Origin of the sequence: Hymenobacter rubidus (assembly GCF_016734815.1) — a bacterium.
Lineage (GTDB): Bacteria > Bacteroidota > Bacteroidia > Cytophagales > Hymenobacteraceae > Hymenobacter > Hymenobacter rubidus.
The window spans coordinates 125,013-149,817 of the sequence record NZ_JAERQF010000006.1; the positions used below are offsets into that span (position 1 = coordinate 125,013).

The window sequence follows — 24,805 nt, forward strand, 5'->3', positions numbered from 1 at the left end:
AGCGACCGCGGCTTCGCGCATCATCCGAGCGGCGGCGTTATCCATGAAAAAATCGTTGTTTTTATCCACCTTTCTTCTGGTGCTTCTATTAGGCACCGTTGCCTGCGAGAAAATTGCCGGCCTGCTCACCTTCCAGGTCAACGACTCCACTTCCTTCCAGTTGCCGGCCACGGGGCCGGTGCCGCCTCCGCTGCCCGCGCCGGTCCTCAGCTTGCCGGGCGTCACGGTCAGTTCTTCGTCGAACAGCACTTTTCAAAGTAACAATTCGGCGGCTGAGTACATCAAGGACGTCACCCTCGACCGCCTGGCGCTAACCGTGACCGACCCGGCCGGCCAGAACTTCAACTTCGTGAAAAGCATCAGCATCTCGATTGCTTCTGATGCGACGGGCTCCGACAAGGTGCCGCTGGCCTCGCTCAACCCCGTGCCCACCGGCCAAACCACCATCGAGTTGACGCCCTCGGGCCAGAAACTGGACAAGTACCTGCGCAACGGCAACTACACCCTGTTCACCACCGTCGAACTGACGCAGTTGGGCCTGAGCCAGAACACGACCGTGCGGGCCGACTCGCGTTTCAACGTGACGGCCAATCCGAAGTGAGGCAGTCGGCTTAGTTGTCAACCAGACTCTGGCAATAGCCATTAAAAAAGCGGGACCTGCAGCGAGTTACGTTGCAGGTCCCGCTTTTTATTTCGAACAGTTCACGCAGCCTTGCCCCTCCGCGGTTGACTGCAAGGCTGCGCTACAGCCCGCCCAGGTACTGCGGGGGCACGGCATCCACCAGCCACACGCCATTGCCGGACTCATAGAAAACGATGCCGGCGGCGTGCATGGCGGCGGCATGCACGGTCAGGATGTGGGGCTGGCCGCGGCGGGCCCCCACGCGGCGGGCGGTTTCTTCGTCGGGCGAAAGGTGCACGTGGTGGCGCTTCATTTTGTGCAAACCCTCGCGCCGGATGGCGGGCAGTGCCGCTGGGGCGGTGCCGTGGTAGAGCACGGCCGGCGGTCCGGCGGGCGTCAGTTGCAAATCGACTTCGACGCTGTGGCCTTGCTGGGCGCGAATGCGGGTGCCCGTGGCATCGAAGGCGAAGCGCTGCTTGTCGTTGCCTTTCACGATTTCGGTCAGTTGGGGCAAGCTAATGGGCGTGCTGTGCTCCGCACAAGCGGCCAGCAAGTCGGCCACCTTCACCCAGCCGCCTGCCTGCAGCGTCAGGCCGAGGGCGTCGGGGCGGTGCCGCAGGTGCAGGCTGAGAAACTTGCTGAGCCGGGTCATTTGCTTGGAGTCCATGGGCTAAAGATGGCAAACATTTCTACCTTAACTTTTAATCTCATCGCGCAAAACCCAAAGGCCCTCTCCGCTTCTCATACACTGCAAATCGGGGCCATTCACCTTGAAATCGAAGTAAACCGGCTGGCAAAGACACCCGGAACAGCATAAAGTTCGAAATCGGAGCACAAAACCCCTTGGCGCAGCACAAAAATTCAATCAAGAGGCACAACCGTTTGGCCAGCCGTACAACAGCCGTTTCTTCGGCACAAATTCAACTGGCCAAATCAATGGCTCGCATCACATCCGACAGCAAGCCTCGCGCAGCCACCGATACCTTTGCGGCATGCTTCTCGAAGAAAACGTCTCCCTCCGCCCCTACAACACCTTTGGCCTCGACGTGCAGGCTCGGTACTTTGCCCGCTTCGCCTCGGCCGATGAGTTGCGCAAGTTGCTGCAGCTGCCTGAGGTGCAGCGTGCTGAAAAGCTCATTCTCGGCGGCGGCTCCAACTTGCTTTTTACTCAGGATTTCAGCGGCGTAGTGCTCAAGAATGAGATTCGCGGGCTGGAAATTATCTCCGAAGACGCGGACACCCAGACCGCCCTGGTGCGCGCCGGGGCCGGCGAAAGCTGGCACGGCCTCGTCGAGTATAGCCTCGACCAAGGCCTGAGCGGCATTGAAAACCTCTCGCTCATTCCCGGCACGGTGGGCGCCGCCCCGCTGCAGAACATTGGGGCCTACGGGGCCGAGCTGCGCGACACCTTCGAGCACCTCGAAGCCGTCGAAATCAGCACCGGCGCGCTGCGCGTGTTCACGGCCGGCGAGTGCGGGTTTGGCTACCGCGAAAGCGTGTTCAAAAATGTGCTCAAGGGCCAGTTTGTGGTCACGGCCGTGGTGCTGTGCCTGCACCGCCAGGCCCGGCCCAACGTGCGCTACGGCGCCATCTCCGAAACCCTGGCCGAGTTGGGCATCGAAGGCGAGCCCACGCCGCAGGAGGTGAGCCGGGCCGTCATCCACATTCGCCGCTCGAAGCTGCCTGACCCGGCCGAAATCGGCAACGCGGGCTCTTTTTTTAAGAACCCCGAAATCTCGCAGGCCCGCTTTGACCAGCTCAAAAGCCAGTACCCCGACCTGCCCGGCTACCCCGTGCCCGGCGGCGTGAAGGTGCCCGCCGGCTGGCTCATCGAGCGGGCCGGCTGGAAGGGGCTGCGGCGTGGCCCCGGCGCGGGCACCCACGGCGTGCACGCCCGCCAGGCCCTGGTATTGGTGAACCACGGCGGTGCCACCGGCAGCGAAGTGCGCCAGCTAGCCGAGGAAATAATTGCTTCCGTCAGGCAGCAGTTCGCAGTCGAGCTTCACCCGGAAGTTAATATTTTATGATTTGTTAGGACTGAGGGTTAACCGTAATTTTATTGCTGTTAATGCCAGAAACTGTAGCGTTTGTCCCGAACTTTGCAATATTGCCTCTTTTATCGGTCTGCTTATTTTGCAATTTACGATGATGAACAAACTACTCCTTACCGCTTGCTTATTCTCGGGCGCTCAGGCTTCGGTCAGCGCCGCGCCACCCGTGCCCACCGTGCCATCTGTGCTCACCGTGAAGGCGGCGCGGGCGCTGGGGGCGGGCAGCACCGTCACGGTGCGGGCGGTGGTGCTCAACGGCAGCGAGATGGGCAATATTCGTTTCATTCAGGATGCCGAGGCGGGCCTGGCGCTTTATGCGCAGGCGGCCAAGCTGCCGGGTTTTGGCGAGTTGCACGCCGGCGACAGCATTCAGGTAACCGGCCAGCTCAAGCTCTACAACGGCTTGTTGGAAATGGACCCCGTGGCCTCTTTTCACAAGCTGGGCTCCAACATGCGGCTGCGGGCCATTCAGGTACCGGTGGCGCAGGCCACCACCGCGTTTGTCGAAGCCAACGAGAGCCGCCTGCTGGAAATCAAGGGCGTAACCGGCTTGGCCACGCCGGCGGGCGCCCCGGCCACCACCTTGGCCGGCAACGCCAATTACCTGCTCAATGGCCAGCCGGGCACGCTGGTGCGCGTGATGGCCGCCAGCACCGGCCCCGAAGGGTTGGTGGATGCCGTGCCGCCGACGGCCGAGCCCTTTGACGTGCGCGGCGTGCTGAGCCAGTACGCCCCCAGCGGCACGGGCGGCTACCAGCTGCTGCCCCGCCTCGCCACCGACCTGGTGCGCGGCGGGGGCCTGCCCCGCCTCACCGAAGAGCCGGTGCCGGTGAACGTGAACGCCACCGGTTTTACCGTGGTGTTTTCAACCCTGAACCCCGGCGACACCCGCGTGCGCTACGGCCTCGACGCCAAACAGTTGAAAGAAACGCGGCTCGACCCCACGCCGACCACCCACCACAGCCTGACGCTGGACGACCTGATTCCGGGCACCACGTATTACGTCGAGGTAAGCTCGCGCAACGCGGCGGGCACGGAAACGGCGCCGGCCGTGCCGTTTATCACCGGCAACGGCAAACGCCTGCGGCCGGGCACTAAAAACTAGGCACTTGTGTTGGCCCGGCCGACCCAACCCGCCGGCGCATTTGCCCGGAATTCAGCATCTTTGTAGTCCGGCTTGCAGACCGGAAACCTCATTCCACTCCCATTACGGTTCTTTATGAAGAAACTTACCCTGCTGGCGCTGCTGGCGTGTGTCACTTCCTGGCACGCGGCTTCGGCCCAAACCGCCATTACCATCGCCGCCGCGCGGGCCCAACAGCCCACGACGAACGCCACGGCCGGGGCCACGGTCACGGTGCGCGGCATTGCCACCAACGGCGCCGAGCTGGGCCCCATCCGCTATTTCCAGGACGGCACCGCTGGTATTGCCGCTTACGGCGGCAGCGCAGGCACCTCGCCCGCCGTAGCCGCGGCGCTCAATACGGTGCAGCCCGGCGACAGCATTCTGGTGACGGGCCAGCTGAAGCAGTTCTACGGGTTTCTGGAAATTGACCCCCTCACCAGCGTCACGGTACTGGCCGGCAACCGGCCGGTAGTGCCCGTGTCGTTTCCGGCGGGCAGCATCACCCCCGCATTTGCCGAGCAGTACGAAGGCCAGCTGGTGCGCATCAACGGCATCACGTCCATCAACACCTCGACCGGCGCGCCCGTGACGGCGTTTGCTTCGGTTTCGGCCGGCTACCGCATCAACAACAACGCGGCCACGCCCCTCTACATCAACGCGGCCAGCACGGGTCCTTACGGCCTCATTGGCAAGCCTGCCCCTACCGGCCTCTACGATGCCATTGGCCTGATTAGCCAGCACATGACCAGCAACACCGGCACCGTGAACCAAACGACCGGCTACCAGCTGCTGCCCCGCCTCTATGCCGACTTCATTCAGGGCCTGACGCCCAACCTGATAGGCACGCCGACGACGTCGAATATCACCACTGCCGGCTTCACGGTTGACTACCTGACCCAGAATGCGGGCACCACCAAGGTGTACTTCTCTACCTCTCCCAACCTGCCCCGCGCCAGCACCGACTCGGTGTTCAGCACCGGCAGCGTGACAACCCACAGCATTGCCCTGACTGGCCTGCGCCCCGCCACGGTGTACTACGTGCAAGCCATTTCGGTGAACAGCGTGGGCCGCTCGCAGTCGCGCGTGGTGCCCATGATTACGGCTTCGCTCTCGACCGGCAAGATGCGGGCCTACTTCAATAACCCCGTGGACAACACGCTGGCGCTGCCCGGCAACAACGCCGTGTACCTGCCCAGCGGCCACATCGCCGACACCCTGGCCAGCTACATCAACAGGTCGCGTAAAACCCTCGACATCGCCATCTACAACTGGAACAACGCCGTGATTCTGAACGCAGTGAACGCGGCGTACGCTCGCGGCGTGAAGGTGCGCGTGATTTACGAGGACGACAACGCCAACATCAGCATCACCAGCCTGAACGCGGCCATTCCGCGCATCGGCCGCCCCAACCAGACCGGCAGCAGCAGCAGCGCCATCATGCACAACAAGTTTGTGGTGATTGACGCGGACACCAGCAACGCCAACGTGCCGTGGGTATGGACGGGCTCGACCAACTGGACCGCCGCCCAGCTCAGCACGGACCGCAACTCGGCCATTGCCGTTCAGGACCAGTCCCTGGCCCGCGTCTATACCATGGAGTTCAACGAAATGTGGGGCAGCACCACGCTCACGCCCGGCACGTTTCTGTTCGGCAACCGCAAGACCGACAACACGCCGCACTTTCTCAAGATTGGCGGCCGCGACGTGCAGTCGTACTTCTCGCCCTCCGATAACGTGAACGGCCACCTCATCGAGGTGGTGCAAACGGCCGACAACGACCTGCACTTCGCCTCGATGCTGGTGACCCGCGCCGACGTGGCCCGCGCCATTCGCGACCGGGTGACGCTGCGCGGCATCAGCGCCTGCACCGAAGGCGTGACCAACGACACGGCCGCAACCGACGGCTCGGGCAACAACTTCCGCATCGTGCGCTCGGCCATCGGCAACCGCATGATTCTGAAGCGCGGTTCCTACATCTTCCACCACAAGTACCTGATTGTGGACGCCGGCAACTCGCAGTCGGACCCCACCATCTTCCTGGGCTCGCACAACTGGACCAACTCGGCCGATAACGAGAACGACGAAAACACGCTCGTTATTCACGACAACCGCATTGTGAACCAGTACTACCAGGAATTTTCCACCCGCGTTTCGGAGCAAAACATCACGGGCGTCACCGTCTGCCGCCTGGTGCTGGCCACCAAAAGCGGCACCGTACAGGCCAGCACGCTACAGGCCTACCCCAACCCCACCACGGGTAGCTTCAATCTGCACCTGGCCAGCACGGCCGCCCGCACGGCCACCATTGTGCTGCGCGACGTAACCGGCCGCGTGGTGCTCACCCAGACTCAGGCCCTGACCGGCAACGACCTGACCATCGACGCCACTTCGCTGAAATCGGGCCTGTACCTGGTGCAGGTAACCACGCCTGAATCGACGCAGGTTAGCCGCGTGGTAGTGGAGTAATCCTCACTTGGCTTTCATAAAAAAGGCGGCTTCCGGTACCGGGAGCCGCCTTTTTTGTTGAGGAAGATTAGCGCTTCAGGCCAGCAGGCAGTTCTCCGTCAGGATTACGCTGCACTCGGGCGACGGCTGGAGTGGCGCTCAATCAGATTCAGGGCCGGGCCGGTCATGCAGGTGGTGGCCAAGGCCATTATCACCATCATGGCGAAAACCTGCGGGGTGAGGATGCCAAGGTCGTAGCCAATGTTGAGCACCACGATTTCCATGAGGCCACGGGTATTCATGAGGGTGCCAATGCGCAGGCTGTCGGACCAGCTGTGGCCTACGAAGCGGGCTGCCAGCGCACTGCCCAGTAGCTTGCCGGCCACGGCGACGGCCACGATAAGCGCGCAAATGCCCCACAAGTACCCGGTATTGAGCAGGGATATTTCGGTGCGTAAGCCCGTGAACACGAAGAATAAAGGCAGCAATAATCCTTCGGCGACGGCCCGTACTTTATTGCTCAGCCACTCCCGCAGACCGCTTTCGCCGGGCACGATGGCACCCGCCAGAAAAGCCCCAAACAAGGCGTGAATGCCAATAAGCTCGGCCGCGAATGCCGAGAGCACCAGCAGCAGAAAATAAACGGGCAGCATGGTTTCTTTAGGGCCGGTTGCGGCGCTGCTGCGGGTGGCTAGGCGCACCAGCAGCGGCCGGACCACCCGCAGCATCAGGCCCACGTACACGGCAGCTAGGGCCAGCAAGCCGAGTGCGCTGCCGGCGGAGGCGCTGCGCACCAGGGCCACCACGGCCGCCAGCAGGCACCACGCCGTCACGTCGTCGACGGCCGCGCAGGTGAGCACCAGCGCCCCGAGCGCCGTGGTGTGCAGGCCCCGCTCCCGCACAATGCGCGCCAGCACCGGAAAAGCCGTGATGCTCATGGCCGTGCCCAAAAACAGCCCGAAGGACGAAAACGCCACGCCGACCGGCGCGAAGGCACCGTAGAGAAAATACGCCAGCCCAAAGCCCAGCCCAAAAGGCAGCAGAATACTGGCGTGACTGATGACTACCGCTTGGCCAACCTTGCCCCGAATAGCCCGCCAGTCCAGGTCCAGCCCCACCACGAACATGAACAGGATGAGCCCAATCTGACTGAGCTGGCGCAGGGTTTCTAACGATTGGGGCGGAAAAAGATGGGCCGAAACCGTTGGGAAGTACCGCCCCACCAGCGACGGCCCCAGCACAATGCCGGCGGCCATTTCGCCCACCACGGCCGGTTGCCCTATTTTCCGACACAGCGCCCCCAACAATTTGGCCATCAACAGAATAGTCGCCAACTGCACCAGCAACAGCGCCAGTGGCGACTGCCACCCGTGGCGCAATGTGGCCGCAGCCGCAGCCCACGGCGAACCTCCTAACGGCGCGGCAAACGCCGGGCCACTGCTCCCCCCCACAAGCGCCAATGCCAGCACGATGTACCACCACAGTCTGTTGGGCCGAATCATATGCGGCAAATTGACAGGTGCGGCAGCTTATTTGCCCGAACAAATAGAGTGCATACAACAGTTTTCATAAGCGCGGTAGCAGCCGGAAACACAAATTTGTGCCCCACAAAAATAGCGGCGCTGGCTGTCCGACCTGACTTGCTCTGCTGCGCGATGAAACAAATCAGCTTCTCCTCTTCAATCCAAAATACTCAGCCATTCAAAAGCTTATGCCGCTTGATGGGCTTGTTGTGGCGCAGTAGCAGGGCGTGGTAGGCGGTGGGCACGTCGTTGGTCCAGTTAGGCAGCAGCACTAGAATGGCCACCATTTCTAACCGGCTCAACACGCCGAGGTAGAACGAGGCATCGAACAGCCAGTCCGAATCGCAGGTAATCATGAGCTGGACCAGCGCGGCAAACGACACCAGCACCCAAGCCTTGGCGCCCCAGGAATGCGTGGCAATTTCCTTGCGAAATTTCAGGTAGCTCACCGCATACGTCAGTCCTTCGAAGACCAGCAGCGCGAGGAGCTTCGTGGCGTGTTGGCGAAAAAAACCGGGGCAGGCCAGCCAGGTAGCGCCCACCACCGCAGCCCAGAAAACCTGGTCGACGGCAGAGTCGAGCCGGCGCAGCTTCTCCGTCGACACGCCCACATGCCGGGCAATGATGCCATCGAAAACATCGGTGAGCAAGCCCAGCGTGACCAAGCCCACCCCCAGGGCAGCAAAGTGGCTCACCCGGAGGAAATGGAGCCCGACCAGTAGCCCACCGATGAGCAACCGGGAATAAATGAGCACAATCGGCAGATGCTTCATGACCGATAAATAACGCGTTGGCACAATGCTATATCTCGACCAGTGACTACCCAGCGGAAACCTGCTCCGCACTGTCCCTTCTAAGATTATCGCGGGTGCTTTTCTGCACCACCACGGCCGCAAACAGGCTCAGCACAAACGCCATGGCATAAAAACCCTTCTCGCTCAACGACAACGTGGCGTGCCACAGCCCCACGGTCAGCAGCAGCACGGTGAGGAGCACCGACACCCAGCTGATGCCATAATAGAGGTTGATTACCGGGATGCCTTCGAGGCGGTCGCGCACGCTTTTTTGCACCGAAATGGCCGCAAACAAACCAAAAACCAAGACGGTGAAATAATAGCCTTTCTCGTTCAGCGGCATTTGGGCGTTCCAGAGCCCGATGTTGAAAGCGGCAAAGCCCACGAGCAAGGCAATCCAGGAAGCCCCGACGAAGGCGGCCGAGGGTTGCGGCGAAGGCGGCGGGTTGGTGACTGACGAATGCATGAGACAAAAAGGGGGAAGGTGAGGGCTGCGTCCGGCGCATTGACTGCGCAACCCGGAACCAGCGAAGCAAACCTACCGTCCTCCGACACCAACCGCCAGCGCAAATTTGCCTTTATCAGACTTTTAAAACCGGTATTCACCGCCTGCTAATGCGTAAAAAGCTGCATAAAAAGAAACCCAGGCCTTATTCAGACCTGGGTTGTGTACTGCTTGATGAGACTTTAGGAAGCAGTCGGCGCGGGGCCGCGCGGGCTACTTCAGTACCGCAATGGTCACCCCATCCCCGCCCCTATCGGCGTGCTCGTCGGCCACGCTGGCCACAGCGCGCTGGCTGCGCAGGTAGTCGCGCACCACTTGGCGGAGCACGCCGTTGCCCCGGCCATGCAAAAATTTGATTTCGGGCATGCCCAACATCACGGCGTCGTCCACGAAGCTCATGGTTTTGGTGAGGGCGTCCTCGGCGCGTTCGCCGCGCAGGTCCAGCGTAGGGCTGAAACCGGCCATGCGGTCGGTGATGTTCACGCCATTGCCGCCGCCCGAGCTGCCGCCGCTCAGCTTGCCGGCTTTGGCCTTGGCGGCCTGCTCCCGCTCCCGGATTTCGGCCCGGCCCAGCTTTTCGAGTTGGTTCACTTTCACCAGCGTTTTCAAGCCACCGAACAGAACTTCGGCGGTCTGGCCCTTCACGCTCACCAGTTCGCCGTGGCCTTCCTGGCCGAACAGGGCCACTTTGTCGCCGGGCTGGAGGGCGCCGGCCACGGCCCGCTCGCGGGACGCCTTGGGCTTGGGCGGCTCAATTTGCAGCTCCTTCTTCACGAAGTTGTCGAGCTTCTCGCGGGCGGCTTTGTTGGTTTCCTTCTCGGCGTTGCCCCGCCGGATTTCGCCAATGGTGGCCTCAATCTGCTGGTTGGTATTCACCAACAGCGCCTTGGCCTGCTGCTTGGCCGTGCGCAGGGTTTCGATGCGGGTGTCTTCGATGTGCTGCTTGAGGTCCTGGTATTCCTGGGCAGCTTTCTTGAGGCGGCGCTCGGCTTTGGCGGCTTCGGCGGTGCGGGTTTCCAGCTCCAGCTTGTCTTTTTCGAGTCCTTCGAGCAGGCGGTCGTAGCGAATTTTGTCCTTGCCCACCAGCTGCGTGGCGCGCTCCACCACCTCCTTCGGCAAGCCGATTTTGCGGGCAATTTCGATGGCAAACGACGAGCCCGGCTTGCCCACTTCCAGCCGGTAGAGCGGCTGCAGCTTCTCGGGGTCGTAGCGCATGGCCCCGTTCACGAGGTGCGGGGTGCGCTCGGCGAAGTTCTTGAGGTTGGTGTAGTGCGTGGTGATGACGCCGTACACGCGGGCCCGGTTTAGCTGGTCGAGCACGGCCTCGGCGATGGCGCCGCCCAGGCTGGGCTCGGTGCCAGTGCCGAATTCGTCAATCAGGACCAGGCTTTTCTTGCCGGCCAGCAGCAGAAACTGCTTCATGGCCAGCAGGTGCGAGGAGTAGGTTGAGAGGTCGTTTTCGAGACTCTGCTCGTCGCCGATGTCCAGGAAAATGTCCTCGAACACGCCGGCTTCGGAATTGTCGGCGCAGGGAATGAGCAGGCCCATTTGCAGCATGAACTGCACGAGGCCCACCGTTTTCAAACTCACCGATTTGCCGCCCGCGTTTGGGCCCGATATCACCAGAATGCGCTGCTCGTGGTTCAGCTCCAGGTCCAGGGGCACCACTTCGCGCGGGTCGCCGTTGTCGCGCTTGTGCTGGGCGAAGGCCAATTGCAGCAGCGGATGGCGCACGCCGTGCCACTTTAGCAGCGGCTTGTTGTGCAGCACCGGCAGCTGGCAATCGAGGGTCACGGCCAAGCGGGCTTTGGCCCGGATAAAGTCAATCAGCCCGAGGTAGGAATAGGCCTTGCGCAGGTCCGGAATGTGCGGCCGGAGCTGGTCGGTGAGGGCCGTGAGGATGCGAATCAGCTCGCGGTGGTAGGCGTTGTCGAGGTCTTTGATGTCGTTGTTCAGCTCAAAAACGGCTTCCGGCTCGATGAAAACCGTTTGGCCCGAGGCTGATTCGTCGTGAATCAGGCCCTTCACCTTGCGCTTGTGCTCGGCGATGACGGGCAGCACCAGCCGCCCGCCCCTAATGGTGGGCTCGGCATCGGACGGAATCCAGCCCTCGGTTTTGGCGTGGCGCAGGATGCCGGCAATCTGCCGGCGCAGCTGCCCCTGCCGGGCAATGAGCTCCTGCCGAATCTGGCGCAGCAGCGGGCTCGCGTCGTCGCGCACGGCGCCCTCGTCGTCCACCACCTTGTCCAAGTTGGCCAGCAAATTGCGGTCGACCTGCACGCCAATGCCCAAAAGGCGCAGCGTGGGGTACAGGCTTTCGTCGGCCTGGGTAAAGAACGTGAGGGCCTGCCGGATGGTGCGCAAACTCATTTTCACCTCAAAAAAGGCGGCCACGTCCAAGTAGGCGCCCGGCAGGGCGGCGCGCTGGAGGTGCACCTTGGCATCGTGGTAGTGCGAGGCTGGAAAGTCGGCCCCGGAGCGCAGCAGGTACGTGAATTCGTTGGTTTGCTGCAACAGTTTCAGCAGGGGCTCGTGCTTGGGTTGGAACTCCATGCGGGCCACGTAATGCCGGCCCAAGGCCGAGAGGCAATTGGCTTCGAGCTGCTCGCGCAGGGTGCTGAAGCCGATTTTTTGTTCGAAGTGTTGGGGTAAAAGCAAGTAGTTGGTCTTTCGGTATTGCGGGAATAGGTTACGAAGGTAAACAGCTAAGCGGGCGGGAAGATTCGCGAGCGGAGCAGCAATCGTTACTGCTTATGCCGTTGCTAAAGAATATTCGTATCTGGGCTCATCATGGCCGGATGGTCGAGGTGATACTGCGCGACGACCTGCATAAAGGCTTCCACCATTCCGACAAAACCTCCGATTGCGCCAAACAGGCTATTAGCAATCAATTTCACCCGGTTGCCATCGGCTAGTGTAAACCGCACGACGTCCCCTCCGCGCGTGACCATATACCGATAGGAAACGACCTGCTCAAATAGCACTTCAGCTGTCCGACCGGCAGCTAGGCCGCTTATCAGCACCCGGTCGGCCAAGACCGAAATCTGCGTTCCAAAAACCCGAATCCGGGCGTATCTCCAAACGATGAAAAAACCTGTAACCGTCCAGCCGATAAAAAATGAAAAGGGTAAACCTCGCAGCAAAGGCATGAGCAGCAAAGGCAGCAAGAATACTGCGCTTATTAGTCCTATGATAAACCAAATGTCAACCGGTCTGTAATCGACCAGTCGCACATGAAACCATTGATTCATCATAACACGCTTAATAGAATTTGGCCATCTGGGAGCGGGATAGCTACGCAAGTTCACAATAGGAGCTATTCCGACTCAGCCGTTAAGCAGCCGGCGTGGGCCGCTGGTTGCGCCGGTACAGGCCCAGGTACAGCGCCGTGAAGGTGAACAGGCGCAGCGACACGGTCCATTCCACGCCGGGCACAAACAGCAATACCCCGGCCAACGCCATCAGGGCGTAGCACAGCCAAGCCAAGGCGCGGCCCGCCCAGCCCTGGTAAAAGTTGGGGCGGTGCAGTGTTTCGGCGGTCGCCCCGCCGGTGGCCGCCTGGCCTTGCATAGCGCCGCTCAGCGTGAGCACGTCAACCAAGCCGGGCAATTCGGCTTCGGCCGCCGGGATGCCGCGCTTGGGGCGGTCGGCCAGTTGCAGCATGGGGCCGTGCTCGCGGTATAGCTTGATGTGACTGCCGCCCTGCGAGAGCAGTTCGCCATAGCCGGTTATCTCACGCAGCGGCACTTCCAGGGGCTGCACCCCGTAGGCAAGGCTGCGGTCGCGCGGCTCTAGGCGCAGGCTGCGAGGCGTGAGGGTGGCTAGCAGCGGCAACATGCTGCGGCGCAGCAGCGGCCAGGCCGTGGCCAGCATGAGCAGGCCCACCAGCAACAGGCCCCACCCCGTGCCGCGGTCGCCGTCGCTCAGCGAAAAGCCGGCAAACAGCAGCACGGGCAGGCTAAAGGACGGAATGAGGATGCCGGCCAGCATCAGCGGCATGCGCACCTGCACCACGTGGCTGCGCAGGGTGGTGGGGTGAGCGGAAGAAGCGGAAGAATGGGCCATTTGCACTGAGAAGCAGAAGCAGAAGCAAGTCCCGAATTTACTCCTTATCCACCCCCGCCCCAAACAGCGCAAAATCGTACTTCACCGGGTCCGTTGGGTCCAGCAGGCGCAAATTAGATGTCAACTCCTCGGCGGCTTCCCAGTCCACCAGCTTGCGACTGAGCAGGCCCAGGGGGCGGGCCTGGCGCTCGACGTGCAGGTCGATGGGCATGATGAGGTTGGCGGGCGAGAGGCGCTGCCAGAGGCCGAAATCGACGCCGTGGGCATCGCGGCGCACCAGCCAGCGCAGGTACATGTTCACCCGCTTGCATGCCGATTTGCGGGCCGGCGTGGCCACGTGCTTGCGGGTGCGCGGGGGCGCATCGGGCAGGCTGAAGAAGTGCTGGTGGAAGTTGATGAGCCGCTCGCGCTGGGTGTGGCCCACCAGAAACGCGGTTTCCAGCGTGTCGTGCTGCCCGTACCAGTGGCGCAGGAAGTGCACGAAGTACAGCAAATCGGTATCGCAGAACGTGCGGTGGCAGAAGCCCAGCAGGCGCTTCAAATCCTCGTCCTGGTGCTGGGTGATGAACTGATGGGGGGCGTCGTCCATGCGCTTCATCAACTCGTTGCATTTGCTAATGATGGTCGGGCGCTGCCCCCAGGCCAGCAGCGCCGCGAAGAGGGCCGCGATTTCAATGTCCGCCCGCTGGGTAAAGCGGTGCGGGATTTGGATGGGGTCGTTTTCAATGAAGTCGGGCCGGTTGTAGCGCTCATACTGGGCGTCGAGCTGGCGGCGGAGCTGGGCGATGTTCAAAGGGAAGAAGGGCAAGATTTGGGGAGGATGGCACAGCAATAAAAGAACGTCATGCTGAGCGCAGCCGAAGCATCTCGCGTGCTCAAGTAAACCTGTCGATTGGATTACTCACCCACGCGAGATGCTTCGACTTCGCTCAGCATGACGTTCCTTTTGCCAAGTTAGGCAAGCCCCGCCCCTACTGCGGAATGTAGTTCGTCTCGACGCGGAAGCGCGAGTCGGCGGTGCCCAGCTTTTGCACAGCGCGGGGCGAGAGGCGCACCAGAATATTGTTGTTCTCGCCGGTATCGGGCAGCTTGCCGATGACGCGCACGTACACCGACAGGCCATTCATGCTGTTTTTCACCTGCATGATGGTGCCCACGGGAGCGGTTTTGTGCAGGGCGAGGTACTTATCGGTCACGCTTTTTTCGATGGGCGCGCCCAGGCCGTTTTCCACCACTCGCGATAGTAATTCGCCGGCCCGGTTAGGGGTGCGGTCTTCCTTTTCCTCCCGCTCTTTTTCAGCGGGCTTTTCCGGAGTTACCGTCGCAATTTGGGCGGGCTTGTCGGGGGCCGGCGCGGCGGGGGCTTTCGTGGCTGGGGTTTCGGGCACGGCTTCCACCTCCACGGGGCGCACGGGGGCGGCCGGCTTGGGGGTGGCGGCCACGGGCGCGGCGGTGGCGCCCTCTTCAGCGGCCTTCAGCAGCAGCAGCTGGCCTACCCGCACGGCGCCGCCCGCCGGTAGCTTGTTCAGCCGAATCAGCTCGTCGGGGGTCAGCTGGAACTTGCGGGCGATGCCAAATAGGGTTTCGCCTTTGGCCACGGTGTAGTGGGCGGGCACGGCTGCGCCGGCCGGCGCGGCAGGGGCTTTGGCGGTGGCTGGGGCCGCTGCTTTGCCCGCCGCAGGGCGCGGCACAAACACGATTTGGCCAATGCCGAGGCCGTTGGCAATTTGGGGGTTGGCCTGCGTGAGCTGCGCCAGGCTGACGTGGTAGCGGCGCGTGAGGGCCGTCAGGGTTTCGCCCGCCGTGACGCGGTGCTTCACAAAGCGCTGGCCGCCGCGCACCTCTACCCCAATAGAGTCGGAGGGAGCACTTTTGGCCGCAGGCCCTTTGCCAGGACCGGGGCTGCCCAGGGCAAGTAGCGTGAATAGCGAAAGGAGTACAGTCATAAAATCAATCTTGCAAAATCAACACCGCCCCCGCCCAGGGGGCCGGCCAAGCAGCCAGCGGAGGCAAAATAACGCAAAAACCGCTGGGAAATTGGCCACCACCGGGGCCGGTTGGTCCCCGGGCCCGTTCTTTGAATAACAATTGCTGAAATAGCGTCCTGCTTCTCGTTCATTTTTCCCTGGTTTGCCCCGATGGTTCTTGGCCTGATTCCCGCCCGTTTTGCGTCCACGCGCCTGCCCGGCAAGCCCCTGCTCGACCTGGGCGGGCAAAGCATGATTCAGCGGGTGGTGGCCCAGGCCCGGCAAGCCAACCTGGCCCGCGTGGTGGTGGCCACCGATGACGAGCGGATTCTACAGCACGTGCAGGAATTCGGGGGCGAGGCCGTGCTCACCCGCGCCGACCACCCCAGCGGCACCGACCGCCTTTGGGAAGCCTTCCAGCTGCTGGGCAGCCCCGCCGAGGTGCACTGCATCGTCAACATTCAAGGCGACGAGCCGTTCATTCACCCCGGCCAAATCAATGCCCTGGCCACCTTTTTTGCCGATGCAGCCACCGCGCCCGACATCGCCACGCTGGTAAAACCCGTGCTCACGGACGAGGAATTATTCAGCCCGCATTTGCCCAAAGTCGTGCTCAGCCAGCAGGGCCACGCCATGTATTTCAGCCGCCACCCCCTGCCCTACCAGCGCGGCCGCGAGCCAAGCGAATGGCTGGCGCACCACCCCTACCTGCGCCACCTGGGGCTCTACGCCTATAAGCCGTCCGTGCTGGCCCGGCTCACCCAATTGCCCGTGTCGCCGCTCGAAGCAGCCGAAAGCCTCGAGCAGTTGCGCTGGCTCGAAGCGGGCTTCCGCATTCAGTGCGCCAAAACCGAGCTCGAAGCCTTCGGCATCGATACGCCCGAAGACATGGAACGGGCGCGGAAAAGGTTGAGCAGTGAGCAGTGAGCAGTGAGCAGTGAGCAGTGAGCAGTGAGCAAAAGGAAGGCCTTGCTCAACTTTTGGTTCCCAAGCCCTTATCGACTCGGTCCACCACCTGCGCTTCGGGGGTGGCTTCGTGGCGTTCTTCGCGCATTTCGCGGGACAGGAAGTAGTTGAGCGCCGTCCGAATCACGGCGATGGCGCCGAGCTTACCAATTTGCTCCCAACTGGGCGCAATGGCGGTGGACAGAATATCCGCCCCCAGCTGAAACTCCAGCGCCAGGGCCAGGTAGCGGGCCAGCGCCAGCCGAATGGCTGTAAAATCAGCCGTTTGCTGCTTGGCAAGGGCTCTCACCAGCAGCCAGCCGGCGCTCAGAATGCCCAGCACAATGATGGTGGCGCCCACGGCTTCCACGCCCAGCTTCAGCCACAGCACCGCGCTGATGACGGCATTTTCGGCCTGGCCGTGCAGGGACGAGACGTCGCGCGCAGCCTCGGGAAATGCGGAGAGTTGAAACATGGCCGCGGATGAGTTAGGGGAATACAGGCCCTGAGAAAAAGGCCGCTGATGCGTCGGCTATCCGTTAGCCACCGGCCTTCTTGGCTTTGTAGCCCTCCTTGAGCAGCACTTCCAGCACTTTGTCGCGGAAATCGCCTTGCACGACTACTTCGCCGTCTTTGGCGCTGCCGCCCACCCCACACTTGGTTTTGAGCAGCTTGCCCAAGGCCTGCAAGTCGGCATCGGTGCCCACAAAGCCGGTCACCAGCGTTACCTGCTTGCCGCCCCGCTGCTTTTTGTCGAGCTGCACCCGCAGCTGCTGTTGCTGGGGCGGCAGCGTAGTGGCTGGGCCGGGCTCGTTGGATTGGTAGGAGAAGTCGGGATTGGTGGAATACACCACGCCGGTTCGGTTCTGTTTCATGGTTATTGATTTCTGAATCAGTATTAAACGGCCACAGCCAGCGCCAACGGCAGTAGGTCAACGGTAAACTCCGCGGCGTGCCCCATGTAGTCGCCGTCTACGTGGAAGCCGATGGGTGCCTGGGCCACTACCCGCCCCTTTGGTACCCGAAAATACTCGGCAGCGTTGGTTTTTGGCAGGGTGCCCAGGGCCATGGCCAGGCTGACGCGGAAGGCCCGGCCCACGGGCAACGCATCAATTAGGCACACGTCAAGCAGGCCGTCGCGCAAGTCGGCCAGGGGCGCGATGTAGGCGTTGTTGCCATATTGCGAGGCATTGGCGAAGGCCAGCACGTAGCAGTCGGTGGCTCTTTGCTGGCCGTCCAGGTTCATTTGCACCGGCACGGGGCGGTAGCGGCGGTACTCGCGCAGCGTCACGCGCAGGTAGGTACTCAGCCCGCGCGAGCCGGCTTCGGCAAAGTGCTGGCTCACGTGCGCATCAAACCCCAGCCCGGCTGTGCAAAAAAACGGGTGGCCGTTCATCACCCCCACATCCATGCGGCTGAACGCGGGCGCCGCCAGCCGGCGCAGGGCGGCGGGCACGCCCAGCGGCACTTTCAGGTGGCGGGCCAGGCCGTTGCCCGAGCCCTGCGGCACAATGCCCAAAGCCGCGTCGGTGCCCAACAGGCCGCGTCCGACTTCGTTGATGGTCCCGTCGCCGCCCACGGCCACCACCACCCGAAAACCTTCCGTCGCCGCCTGTCGGGCCAGCTCCACGGCGTGCCCCGCGTAAGCAGTAGGCCTGATTTCGTAATCGGGCTCCCGCCCCCCAAAATACCGGGCAATCAGGGCCGGCAGGTCGTGGCGGTGGCTGGGGCCGGCCTTGGGGTTGAGGATGAAGCAGGTTTTAGGCAAAATGTGGGTTTGAGGTGAAGGAAGGAAGTGGAAATACGAAGAATGTGAGGAATGAGTAAAAAGTAAAGTGGGGCCTACGGTTTACGGCACAGCAATAAAAAAGCCTGCCACGTGGCAGGCTTTTTTATTGCTGTGCCGTAAACCGGCGCTTGCGCACATGTTCACATTCAGCATTTTGTCACGTCAAGCCCTAGCCGTTCATCTGCTCGCCGAGCTTCTGAATGAGGTCGGCGGTCCGGGTCGAATAGCCGGTTTCGTTGTCGTACCAGCCAATCACCTTGGCCAGCGTGCCGTTGGCCGAGGTCAGCTCCGAATCGAAGATGCAGCTGTGGGGGTTGCCCACAATGTCGATGCTCACAATCGGGTCGGTCACGTACTCGATGATGCCTTTCAGCGGGCCATCGGCAGCGGCCTTCAGGGCGGCGTTGATTTCCTCCTTGGTCACTTCCTTTTTCAGGATGACGGTCAGGTCGGTCATCGAACCATCCGGCACGGGCACGCGCATGGCCAGGCCGTCGAGCTTGCCTTTCAGCTTGGGCAGCACCAGGCCCACGGCCTTGGCAGCGCCCGTGCTGGTGGGGATGATGCTGTAGGCGGCGGCGCGGGCGCGGCGCAGGTCTTTGTGGGGCGCGTCCTGCAGGTTCTGGTCCGAGGTGTAGGCGTGCACCGTCGTGATGTAGCCTTTCTCGATGCCGAAGGCGTCGTCCAGCACTTTGGCCATGGGGGCCAGGCAGTTGGTGGTGCAGCTGGCGTTCGAAAGAATGGTTTCGGCGCCGGTGAGAATGTCTTCGTTCACGCCAAGCACCACCGTGGGGATGTTGCCCGTGGCAGGGGCCGAAATCACGACTTTCTTGGCCCCAGCGGTGAGGTGCTGGCCGGCGCCGGCTTCGTCGACGAAGCGGCCGGTGCTTTCCAGCACCACGTCTACGCCCATTTGGCCCCAGGGCAGCAGTTTGGGGTCGCGCTCAGCCAAGGCGGCAATGTGCTGGCCGTTCACGGTCAGGCTGGTATCATCGTAGCTCACGGTGCCGTCGAAGCGGCCGTGCACGGAGTCGTACTTCAGCAGATGCGCCAGGGTTTTGTTATCGGTCAGGTCGTTGATAGCAACGATTTCTACGTTGTCGCGGCCAAGCAACGATTTGAACGTGAGGCGGCCAATACGGCCGAAGCCGTTGATGGCGACTTTAATTTTTGCCATGGTGAAACAGGAAGAGAGTAAATGACAGCCGCCTGACTGGCGGCCGGTTTAAATGCGGGGCGAAGATAGCAGAACAGCGCGGGTTGGCGCGCATTCCGCCCAGATGCCAGACGGGTTCGATTGCCCAACAAACTGAAGTAACCCAAGAGTCCCAATTTGGGTTTTGTTCAATGCCCTATCCCACCAGCGTGTAATGAGGGAAGCAAATTTTTCAGCCTGAAAAACAGCACACTTTGGTCATCAGGCTCACATTTTTTTCTGCACAAGCCTTGCACCGAAAGATGCGCGCTGTATCTTTGCACCACCAAAACAAAAACGGTCCGTTCGTCTAGGGGTTAGGACAGTAGATTTTCATTCTACCAACAGGGGTTCGATTCCCCTACGGACTACTAAAAAGGCCCTCACAGCAATGTGAGGGCCTTTTTTATTTATTCCGTGTCAGTTTCCGTGTCAGTCCTGGAATTAATTTACCAGCTCGACTTCCTTAAACAGACGGTAAATGCCGTAGAGCAGGCCGACGCCAAAAAGGATAAACAGGACGTTTCGCCAGAAATGGCCCTCTTCCTGATAGACGACGGCACTCCCACCATCCGGCACGATGACGCCACCACTGCTCCCGGCCGGCGGGCTCATGACCACTGGCGCACTTCCGTAGGCCGGGCCGCGGTCCCGGCTCATCATGTTGTCGAGGATAACGTAGTCCATCAGCCCAAGGCCTCCGCCACTGGCCGAACTGCCGCCGTTATGGTATTGGTTGTTGACGACCGTTTTCTGCGACGAGCGGTAAGTACTCCGCGACGTTGCGGGCGCCGAGTAGCGCGCTGCAGCTGGTGCGCGGTAGCTAGGCGTTGACCGGAAGGTGAACGTGCGCGACGGGCTCGATGAAAACGAGCGATAGCCACTGGAGCCACTGCTCCGGAAGCCGCCGCCATACGACGGCCTGGAACTGAAGCTGGGCCTGCCAGGGCCGGCGTGGGTGTCGACGCTGGCCAGCGTTACGCCGAGCAGCATAAAGAGGAAGGCAAACAGGTATTTCATGGGGCAACGTTTGGGTTGGTTGAAAAAAGATGGACCCAAAGGTTTGCCGCCCGCATACCCGAGAAAAAGGACACGAAAACTACGCTGCCACGTACTTGGCCACGGTGCTCGGGGAGATGCTCAGCGTCCGGGCGATGCAGCCGTTGGACTTGCCCTCCCCTTTCAGGGCACGCGCCTGCTCTACCACTGCTGCGGATTTCGTCGGTGCACCAAGTTTGATGCCGGCAGCCTTCTTTCGGGTCAGGGCGGCCTTGGTATTCTCCGACACCTTGATGAGGTCCTGCTTGGCCAGCGTGGCCAGCATGGCAATGGCGACGTCGGCAAACGGCCCGAGCGTGTCGAGGTACGGCTCCATGAAGGACTTGTAGTTCACGCCATGGTCACTCAGCTCCTTCAGATATTTGAGCGTGGCCAGCGTGCCTTCGCGGCTGAAGCGGTCTAGGCGCCAGAACACGACCAGGTCGAATTTCTTCTGGTAGGCTTCGAGGAGCAGCAGCTTGAACTGCAGGCGGTCGGCCTTGCCGCCGGACACCTCCTCGGTGAACACTTTATAAATGGTGCCGTGCTTCTCAGCGAAGGTGCGCAGCTGGTGCAGCTGATTCTCGGGGTCTTGGCCTTTGTCGTTCGTCGACACGCGGGCATAGATGGCGACTCTCATTGTCAAACAGAACAAGCATAATCAGATAAGACCAGTAAAAAGATTGAAAACAGTCGGTGTGTTCCAACTACGTGGGTCTCTATATCCCTGCGTATTTATCATGAATCCATCAAAATTCCAGTGGGACTTTAGTTGATTATAGAAGGCTATTGACATGCACCAAGTTTCTATTCTCCTCATTAATACATCGCTAACGAATTTGTAAATGTCATCTGAATTTAAAGTTTCAAATAGATTAACTGGCACGCCTTCAATTTCAGTAACTCCAATTGGATAGCCAATTACAAGATGCAAGGCTCCTTTGACAGGTATTAGTGCAAATGAAAACGCAATAGGAACTAACCCATCATCAAGAAACTGGTGGGTTTCTAGCATGGTTTTAAAAGCACTATCCTCAATACTATTTAATGTTACGAAAGACGAACTAGTAGAACAGGCCGCTATTTCAAAATACTTCGGAAGTACCCGATGTACAAATGAAAACCCTTTAGGCTCATTAATATCATCACTAAAGACCTCTTTTTCCAACAAGTATGATACTTGTTTACTCCACCTACTGATTTCTGCATGACGAGTGAAATATTGTTGGGCTAGCAACTTCACTTCAGAAGAGGTGCTATTGATATTCATTATTTTTAAATATGCCTCATCCCAAGCTTCTGCTTTGCGCTCTAAACACATATGTGCTCGGTAAGCAAAGAGAAGATTATGCCTGTAATTGGAAAAGTCAGGTGTCTGATTCTCAATCTCACTGAATAAGCGAGCATCACAGTTGTTGTGTTTATGTCCGCAGAAACCAATAAATCCTAAAACGTCGCTCGTCTTAACACTTTTGCGAACAATTTTACGTGGATGAAAGGGCATAGCGGGTACTCGCTCCATTATCATTCCATCAGTAGAGATAGAATCCAATATGCCTCCTTTCTGCTGGAGTACATGGGAGTTAATCGCAGGCATGCCACAAGAAGGCGTGAGACATTCTCGTGGGTCATTTAGTGCTTTTTCTAATAGTTTAGAAAATCGTCTTTTGTCTTCCTTCGGTATAGCCATCTTTTCTCCTGGTTAATTCTTATAAATATACGCTATGCCCTCCAATAAACGGACGTATTCTGGAGGGTTTCGCACAGTGCCCAAACGGCCCGGAAACGCAGGTTTTCCGGGCCGCTTTTTTACACCGTTTTTTGGAGGGCTATTCTAGCGCCGAATACCATTCTCCAGCTGCACCTGCTTCCGCTCCGACTGGCCCGCCTCCAGCTCCGCCAGGTCGAGGTAAATTCCTAACCGGGACTGCCACTGCTTCACGTCCGCCAACTGCTGGGTCAGGGTCTGGAGCGCGGCCAGCATTTGTGTCTGCACGGCGTAAGTCAACTCGCCATCGGTCACCGGGGCGGCGTTGGCCGCCGGCAGCGTGACGCCGCCAGTGGCCCCGCCCTCGGCGTAGCCGCGCAGGCGCTTGGCTTCCAGCCACTGCTCGACGGCCACCACCTGCGGGTCCTGGCGCATCCACTTGGGCACCACGTACTCGTCCTCGTGCACGAGGCCGGCCACGGCAAAGCCCGAGCCGTCCTGCAGCTTGCCGTTGGGGCCCACGCTCATGCCCGCGTACTGGAGCAACTGGCCCATGGGCGAGACGGCCATGCCCTCGCCCCCGCTGGTGCGGCCGCCCTGGGCGAAGCTGAACTCCTGCAGTTTGTAGAGCCCATACGCCGTGCGGGCCACGGCCAGCGCGGTTTGCACCCCACCCAGCACGGCCCCAAATACGCCGGCGCTGGGCACGTTCTCGGGCTGCTCGGCCGAGTACTGCCAGATGGCGGCCACTTCCTGCACGCCATCGGCGATGATTTTGGCCCCGGCCAGCGCCGTGTACAGGTTGTGGTGCTTTTTGCGGGCCGCCTCGTCCTGGAAGAGCAGGTCGATGGTGGTTTGCAGCACGTCGCCGGCGGTTTTCAAGCCCTCTTTGGCCATTGCCTCCTTGGCCTTGTGGGCTTTTTTGGCATCGGCCAAGTTCTCGGCGTTGTGGTCCACCTCAGTTTTGAGCAGTTCACCATACGCTTTTTTGTACTGCTTGCTTTCTTTGCCGAAGCTGTCTTCAATCAGGGCCATCTCCCGTTCCAACGCCGCTTTCCGGGCCTCGTACTTGGCGTCGTCGAAGGCTTTTTGCGAAAGCAAGGCCGCATCAAACATCACCTGAAACGCCGCCTGTTTGCGGGTTTCGTCGGCGTCAATTTCCTCCAGCTGCTGGTCGATGAATTCTTCCTGCTGCTTGCGCTGGTCCTCGGCCGCTTTCTTGGCTGCGGCCAGGTCCTGCTCATCGTACTGCGCCTGCTTTTCCTGCTTTTTCTGCTGGGCTTCGGCATTTATCAACGCAATGGCTGCGGCCCGCTCCTGCTCCGAACCCTGCACGCTCAAGGTTTTGCGCAGGGCATCAAACTCAATGGCGCCTAATTCGCGCTCGCGCTGGCTGCCGCGGGCAATCAGGGCCGCTTCGGCCAGGTTGTAGAGCATCTCCTGGTGGTGGCGCTCGGCCTCTTCCTCTGCCTTGTGCTGCTTGGCCAGCGCCGCCTCGCGTGCCTTCCGTTCTTTTTCCGATTCGCCCGCCGGCGCCTCGCCGTTGCTGGCCGCCGTGCTGCCGTCGCTGGTTTCAGTGGTTTCGACGTTAACCGAGCGCGTGATTTTGTTATTCTTGTTGGCCTCATAGCCCTTCAGGAAGGCTTCAGCGGCCCGCTGCCCGCTGCTCAGGGCCACGTCGGCCGTGGCGCTGAGGGCCGATTTAAAGCCGGCCACGATTTTATCCTTGTCGAGGGTAAAAATCCCCACGATGATGTCGCCCACCCCGCCCAGAATTTTCAGCGCGTCGTCTTTTATCGTGGTAAACAGGCTCACGATGACGGCCCCCAGCCCGCCCAGAATGCCGCGCAGCAGTTCGCTTTTATTGTACCACTCAATAAAGTTGTCAATCACGCTGCGGCTCACCGCCAGCAGCAGGCGCAGGGGCATGAGCAGCACGGTGAGGGCCGTTTTCAATACCTCGACGACGATGGCCGCCGTGTCGGTCTTTTCGTTGAACAGACCCAAGCCCTCCAGCACGTCGCCGATTTCACGGTAGTAGGCCGCAAACTGGTCGACCAGTTCCGTGACCATGTCCACCAGGGGCTGGGCCTTGTCCAGCACGCGGCCGAGCCACTGGCTCAGCCGGGTCAGGCCCTCGCTCACGAAGCCGCCCACCGTTTCCTTCATCTCGTTCCAGCGCATGCTGAGCGTGGCCATGCCGCCGCCGGCCTGGCGGGCGGCCTCGGCCGAGCCGCCGAATTCCTTGTTCAATTCGGCCAGAATCAGCTTCTGCGCGCCGGCCGTGTCGCCGGCTTTCTGCATGGCCTTTATCTGGTCCTTCTGCTGCTCGGTGAACGTCACGCCTACGCGGGTCAAGGCTTTGAGCCCATTGGTGGGGTCATTCAGCGCCTTGCCGACCTGAATCGACGCCCCTTTCAAATCCGCCGGCCCGTCACCGCCCATCTTGGTGGCCAGGTCCTGAATGGCCGGAATAGCGTCTTCAAACACCCCCTTCTTGATGTTGGTGAAGGTGAGCAGCATCGCGCTGGCGCGGTTGGTTTCGTCGTCGTCGAAGAGCGTGACCTTGGCCCGCTCCGTGCCGATTTTCTGAATTTCCTGGGCCGTAAGCCCCGCCGCGTGGGCCGTGCTTTTCAGGGTCGCCTCCAGGTCGGCCCCGGATTTAGCGCTTTGCAGGAACTCCTCCCGGGAACTGAAAAGGAAGCCGAAGATTTGCTGCACCACGCCAATAATCCCGCCGCCGGTGAACAGGGCAAACGCATTGGCGAACGCCTGCTTCATCACGCCGGCCGACTGGCTCACGCCGCCTACTTCCGATTTAACCTCGGCCACCTTCGCCTTCATGGCGTTCAGGTCGGCAATGAGTTTGGCCCGGCCCGGGTCGTCCTGGCTCATCTTGCGCCACTGCGCGTTGAGCACGGCCACGGCCGCGTCCATCTCTTTAATCGAGGCGTTGGCTTTCTGGCCGTTGACAATGATTTCAACGACGCGTTCTTCTTTCGGCTGTCCCATCCCTTCGGTTCTCCTACGTT

Annotated in this window: 22 protein-coding genes and 1 tRNA gene; 6 read left to right on the forward strand and 17 right to left on the reverse strand. The window is 60.8% G+C overall.

Annotation, left to right across the window (positions count from 1 at the left end; all coding sequences use genetic code 11):
* The first annotated feature begins 43 nt into the window (after nucleotides 1–43).
* A complete protein-coding gene (locus JKL48_RS06575) occupies nucleotides 44–601 on the forward strand; it encodes a hypothetical protein (protein WP_201980262.1) in 558 nt (185 codons plus the stop codon).
* A 142-nt stretch (nucleotides 602–743) separates the two neighbouring features.
* Here the strand turns inward: JKL48_RS06575 and JKL48_RS06580 are convergent, their stop codons facing one another.
* Nucleotides 744–1,289 (reverse strand): RNA 2'-phosphotransferase, encoded by a 546-nt coding sequence (locus JKL48_RS06580; protein WP_201980265.1) that lies wholly within the window; start codon nucleotides 1,287–1,289, stop codon nucleotides 744–746.
* Nucleotides 1,290–1,614: 325 nt separating this feature from the next.
* Here JKL48_RS06580 and murB point away from each other — a divergent pair, with 325 nt between their 5' ends.
* The 3 genes from murB (at nucleotide 1,615) to JKL48_RS06595 (ending at nucleotide 6,265) form a co-directional block, all read left to right on the forward strand.
* Complete coding sequence (murB, locus tag JKL48_RS06585; protein ID WP_201980275.1) at nucleotides 1,615–2,649, forward strand: UDP-N-acetylmuramate dehydrogenase; 1,035 nt, start codon at nucleotides 1,615–1,617, stop codon at nucleotides 2,647–2,649.
* 118 nt (nucleotides 2,650–2,767) lie between these two features.
* Nucleotides 2,768–3,778, forward strand: coding sequence for a fibronectin type III domain-containing protein (locus JKL48_RS06590; RefSeq protein ID WP_201980277.1), 1,011 nt, complete (start codon nucleotides 2,768–2,770; stop codon nucleotides 3,776–3,778).
* A gap of 114 nt (nucleotides 3,779–3,892) precedes the next feature.
* The gene (locus tag JKL48_RS06595; protein ID WP_201980287.1) at nucleotides 3,893–6,265 is read left to right on the forward strand and encodes a phospholipase D-like domain-containing protein; all 2,373 of its coding nucleotides are present in this window, start codon (nucleotides 3,893–3,895) and stop codon (nucleotides 6,263–6,265) included.
* 104 nt (nucleotides 6,266–6,369) lie between these two features.
* Here JKL48_RS06595 and JKL48_RS06600 read toward each other — a convergent pair whose 3' ends face one another.
* The 8 genes from JKL48_RS06600 to JKL48_RS06635 all read right to left on the reverse strand — a co-directional run bounded on the left by JKL48_RS06600 (nucleotide 6,370) and on the right by JKL48_RS06635 (nucleotide 15,077).
* Nucleotides 6,370–7,746 carry a cation:proton antiporter gene (locus tag JKL48_RS06600; protein ID WP_201980294.1) on the reverse strand — a complete coding sequence of 459 codons (1,377 nt, stop codon included), beginning with the start codon at nucleotides 7,744–7,746 and terminating at the stop codon, nucleotides 6,370–6,372.
* 191 nt (nucleotides 7,747–7,937) lie between these two features.
* Nucleotides 7,938–8,540: a CDP-alcohol phosphatidyltransferase family protein gene (locus JKL48_RS06605; RefSeq protein ID WP_201980296.1), complete on the reverse strand. Its 603-nt coding sequence runs from the start codon at nucleotides 8,538–8,540 to the stop codon at nucleotides 7,938–7,940.
* Nucleotides 8,541–8,586: 46 nt separating this feature from the next.
* Entirely contained in the window at nucleotides 8,587–9,027 is a 441-nt protein-coding gene (gene yiaA, locus JKL48_RS06610) for an inner membrane protein YiaA (protein WP_201980297.1), read from the reverse strand.
* A 252-nt stretch (nucleotides 9,028–9,279) separates the two neighbouring features.
* Nucleotides 9,280–11,724, reverse strand: coding sequence for an endonuclease MutS2 (locus tag JKL48_RS06615; protein ID WP_201980298.1), 2,445 nt, complete (start codon nucleotides 11,722–11,724; stop codon nucleotides 9,280–9,282).
* Nucleotides 11,725–11,828: 104 nt separating this feature from the next.
* Nucleotides 11,829–12,320, reverse strand: coding sequence for a hypothetical protein (locus tag JKL48_RS06620; RefSeq protein ID WP_201980299.1), 492 nt, complete (start codon nucleotides 12,318–12,320; stop codon nucleotides 11,829–11,831).
* Nucleotides 12,321–12,399: 79 nt separating this feature from the next.
* The gene (locus JKL48_RS06625) at nucleotides 12,400–13,131 is read right to left on the reverse strand and encodes a hypothetical protein (protein ID WP_201980300.1); all 732 of its coding nucleotides are present in this window, start codon (nucleotides 13,129–13,131) and stop codon (nucleotides 12,400–12,402) included.
* Between the two features lie 37 nt (nucleotides 13,132–13,168).
* A complete protein-coding gene (locus JKL48_RS06630) occupies nucleotides 13,169–13,939 on the reverse strand; it encodes a TIGR02757 family protein (protein ID WP_236668648.1) in 771 nt (256 codons plus the stop codon).
* Nucleotides 13,940–14,102: 163 nt separating this feature from the next.
* Entirely contained in the window at nucleotides 14,103–15,077 is a 975-nt protein-coding gene (locus tag JKL48_RS06635; protein ID WP_201980310.1) for a DPBB and LysM peptidoglycan-binding domain-containing protein, read from the reverse strand.
* Between the two features lie 192 nt (nucleotides 15,078–15,269).
* Here JKL48_RS06635 and kdsB point away from each other — a divergent pair, with 192 nt between their 5' ends.
* Nucleotides 15,270–16,025, forward strand: a complete 756-nt coding sequence (gene kdsB / locus JKL48_RS06640) for a 3-deoxy-manno-octulosonate cytidylyltransferase (protein WP_201980312.1) — start codon at nucleotides 15,270–15,272, stop codon at nucleotides 16,023–16,025.
* A 46-nt stretch (nucleotides 16,026–16,071) separates the two neighbouring features.
* Here the strand turns inward: kdsB and JKL48_RS06645 are convergent, their stop codons facing one another.
* The 4 genes from JKL48_RS06645 to gap form a co-directional block, all read right to left on the reverse strand.
* Nucleotides 16,072–16,518 carry a DUF1622 domain-containing protein gene (locus JKL48_RS06645; RefSeq protein WP_201980315.1) on the reverse strand — a complete coding sequence of 149 codons (447 nt, stop codon included), beginning with the start codon at nucleotides 16,516–16,518 and terminating at the stop codon, nucleotides 16,072–16,074.
* A 64-nt stretch (nucleotides 16,519–16,582) separates the two neighbouring features.
* The gene (locus JKL48_RS06650) at nucleotides 16,583–16,918 is read right to left on the reverse strand and encodes a translation initiation factor (RefSeq protein ID WP_201980318.1); all 336 of its coding nucleotides are present in this window, start codon (nucleotides 16,916–16,918) and stop codon (nucleotides 16,583–16,585) included.
* A 23-nt stretch (nucleotides 16,919–16,941) separates the two neighbouring features.
* Nucleotides 16,942–17,811 carry a diacylglycerol/lipid kinase family protein gene (locus JKL48_RS06655; RefSeq protein ID WP_236668649.1) on the reverse strand — a complete coding sequence of 290 codons (870 nt, stop codon included), beginning with the start codon at nucleotides 17,809–17,811 and terminating at the stop codon, nucleotides 16,942–16,944.
* A gap of 190 nt (nucleotides 17,812–18,001) precedes the next feature.
* A complete protein-coding gene (gene gap, locus JKL48_RS06660) occupies nucleotides 18,002–19,009 on the reverse strand; it encodes a type I glyceraldehyde-3-phosphate dehydrogenase (protein WP_201980321.1) in 1,008 nt (335 codons plus the stop codon).
* Nucleotides 19,010–19,326: 317 nt separating this feature from the next.
* On the opposite strand from gap, the gene JKL48_RS06665 reads away from it, so the two are divergent.
* Nucleotides 19,327–19,398, forward strand: a tRNA-Glu gene (locus tag JKL48_RS06665).
* Nucleotides 19,399–19,471: 73 nt separating this feature from the next.
* Here the strand turns inward: JKL48_RS06665 and JKL48_RS06670 are convergent.
* The 4 genes from JKL48_RS06670 to JKL48_RS06685 form a co-directional block, all read right to left on the reverse strand.
* On the reverse strand, nucleotides 19,472–20,047 hold the full coding sequence (locus JKL48_RS06670) for a hypothetical protein (protein ID WP_201980323.1): 576 nt from the start codon (nucleotides 20,045–20,047) through the stop codon (nucleotides 19,472–19,474).
* 79 nt (nucleotides 20,048–20,126) lie between these two features.
* Nucleotides 20,127–20,705, reverse strand: coding sequence for a recombinase family protein (locus JKL48_RS06675; RefSeq protein ID WP_201980326.1), 579 nt, complete (start codon nucleotides 20,703–20,705; stop codon nucleotides 20,127–20,129).
* Nucleotides 20,706–20,726: 21 nt separating this feature from the next.
* Nucleotides 20,727–21,755 (reverse strand): hypothetical protein, encoded by a 1,029-nt coding sequence (locus JKL48_RS06680; RefSeq protein ID WP_201980328.1) that lies wholly within the window; start codon nucleotides 21,753–21,755, stop codon nucleotides 20,727–20,729.
* A 144-nt stretch (nucleotides 21,756–21,899) separates the two neighbouring features.
* On the reverse strand, nucleotides 21,900–24,785 hold the full coding sequence (locus tag JKL48_RS06685; RefSeq protein WP_201980330.1) for a coiled-coil domain-containing protein: 2,886 nt from the start codon (nucleotides 24,783–24,785) through the stop codon (nucleotides 21,900–21,902).
* Nucleotides 24,786–24,805: the final 20 nt, after the last annotated feature.

Excerpts from the sequence above, each read along its gene's own strand:
- JKL48_RS06605 (WP_201980296.1), bottom strand. The coding sequence starts at position 8,540 with ATGAAGCATCTGCCGATTGTGCTCATTTATTCCCGGTTGCTCATCGGT.
- yiaA (WP_201980297.1), bottom strand. The coding sequence starts at position 9,027 with ATGCATTCGTCAGTCACCAACCCGCCGCCTTCGCCGCAACCCTCGGCC.
- JKL48_RS06645 (WP_201980315.1), bottom strand. The coding sequence starts at position 16,518 with ATGTTTCAACTCTCCGCATTTCCCGAGGCTGCGCGCGACGTCTCGTCC.
- JKL48_RS06675 (WP_201980326.1), bottom strand. The coding sequence starts at position 20,705 with ATGAGAGTCGCCATCTATGCCCGCGTGTCGACGAACGACAAAGGCCAA.
- gap (WP_201980321.1), bottom strand. The coding sequence starts at position 19,009 with ATGGCAAAAATTAAAGTCGCCATCAACGGCTTCGGCCGTATTGGCCGC.
- JKL48_RS06670 (WP_201980323.1), bottom strand. The coding sequence starts at position 20,047 with ATGAAATACCTGTTTGCCTTCCTCTTTATGCTGCTCGGCGTAACGCTG.
- JKL48_RS06600 (WP_201980294.1), bottom strand. The coding sequence starts at position 7,746 with ATGATTCGGCCCAACAGACTGTGGTGGTACATCGTGCTGGCATTGGCG.
- JKL48_RS06685 (WP_201980330.1), bottom strand. The coding sequence starts at position 24,785 with ATGGGACAGCCGAAAGAAGAACGCGTCGTTGAAATCATTGTCAACGGC.
- kdsB (WP_201980312.1), top strand. The coding sequence starts at position 15,270 with ATGGTTCTTGGCCTGATTCCCGCCCGTTTTGCGTCCACGCGCCTGCCC.
- JKL48_RS06650 (WP_201980318.1), bottom strand. The coding sequence starts at position 16,918 with ATGAAACAGAACCGAACCGGCGTGGTGTATTCCACCAATCCCGACTTC.
- JKL48_RS06620 (WP_201980299.1), bottom strand. The coding sequence starts at position 12,320 with ATGATGAATCAATGGTTTCATGTGCGACTGGTCGATTACAGACCGGTT.
- JKL48_RS06590 (WP_201980277.1), top strand. The coding sequence starts at position 2,768 with ATGATGAACAAACTACTCCTTACCGCTTGCTTATTCTCGGGCGCTCAG.
- JKL48_RS06635 (WP_201980310.1), bottom strand. The coding sequence starts at position 15,077 with ATGACTGTACTCCTTTCGCTATTCACGCTACTTGCCCTGGGCAGCCCC.
- JKL48_RS06580 (WP_201980265.1), bottom strand. The coding sequence starts at position 1,289 with ATGGACTCCAAGCAAATGACCCGGCTCAGCAAGTTTCTCAGCCTGCAC.
- JKL48_RS06575 (WP_201980262.1), top strand. The coding sequence starts at position 44 with ATGAAAAAATCGTTGTTTTTATCCACCTTTCTTCTGGTGCTTCTATTA.
- JKL48_RS06680 (WP_201980328.1), bottom strand. The coding sequence starts at position 21,755 with ATGGCTATACCGAAGGAAGACAAAAGACGATTTTCTAAACTATTAGAA.
- JKL48_RS06595 (WP_201980287.1), top strand. The coding sequence starts at position 3,893 with ATGAAGAAACTTACCCTGCTGGCGCTGCTGGCGTGTGTCACTTCCTGG.
- murB (WP_201980275.1), top strand. The coding sequence starts at position 1,615 with ATGCTTCTCGAAGAAAACGTCTCCCTCCGCCCCTACAACACCTTTGGC.
- JKL48_RS06625 (WP_201980300.1), bottom strand. The coding sequence starts at position 13,131 with ATGGCCCATTCTTCCGCTTCTTCCGCTCACCCCACCACCCTGCGCAGC.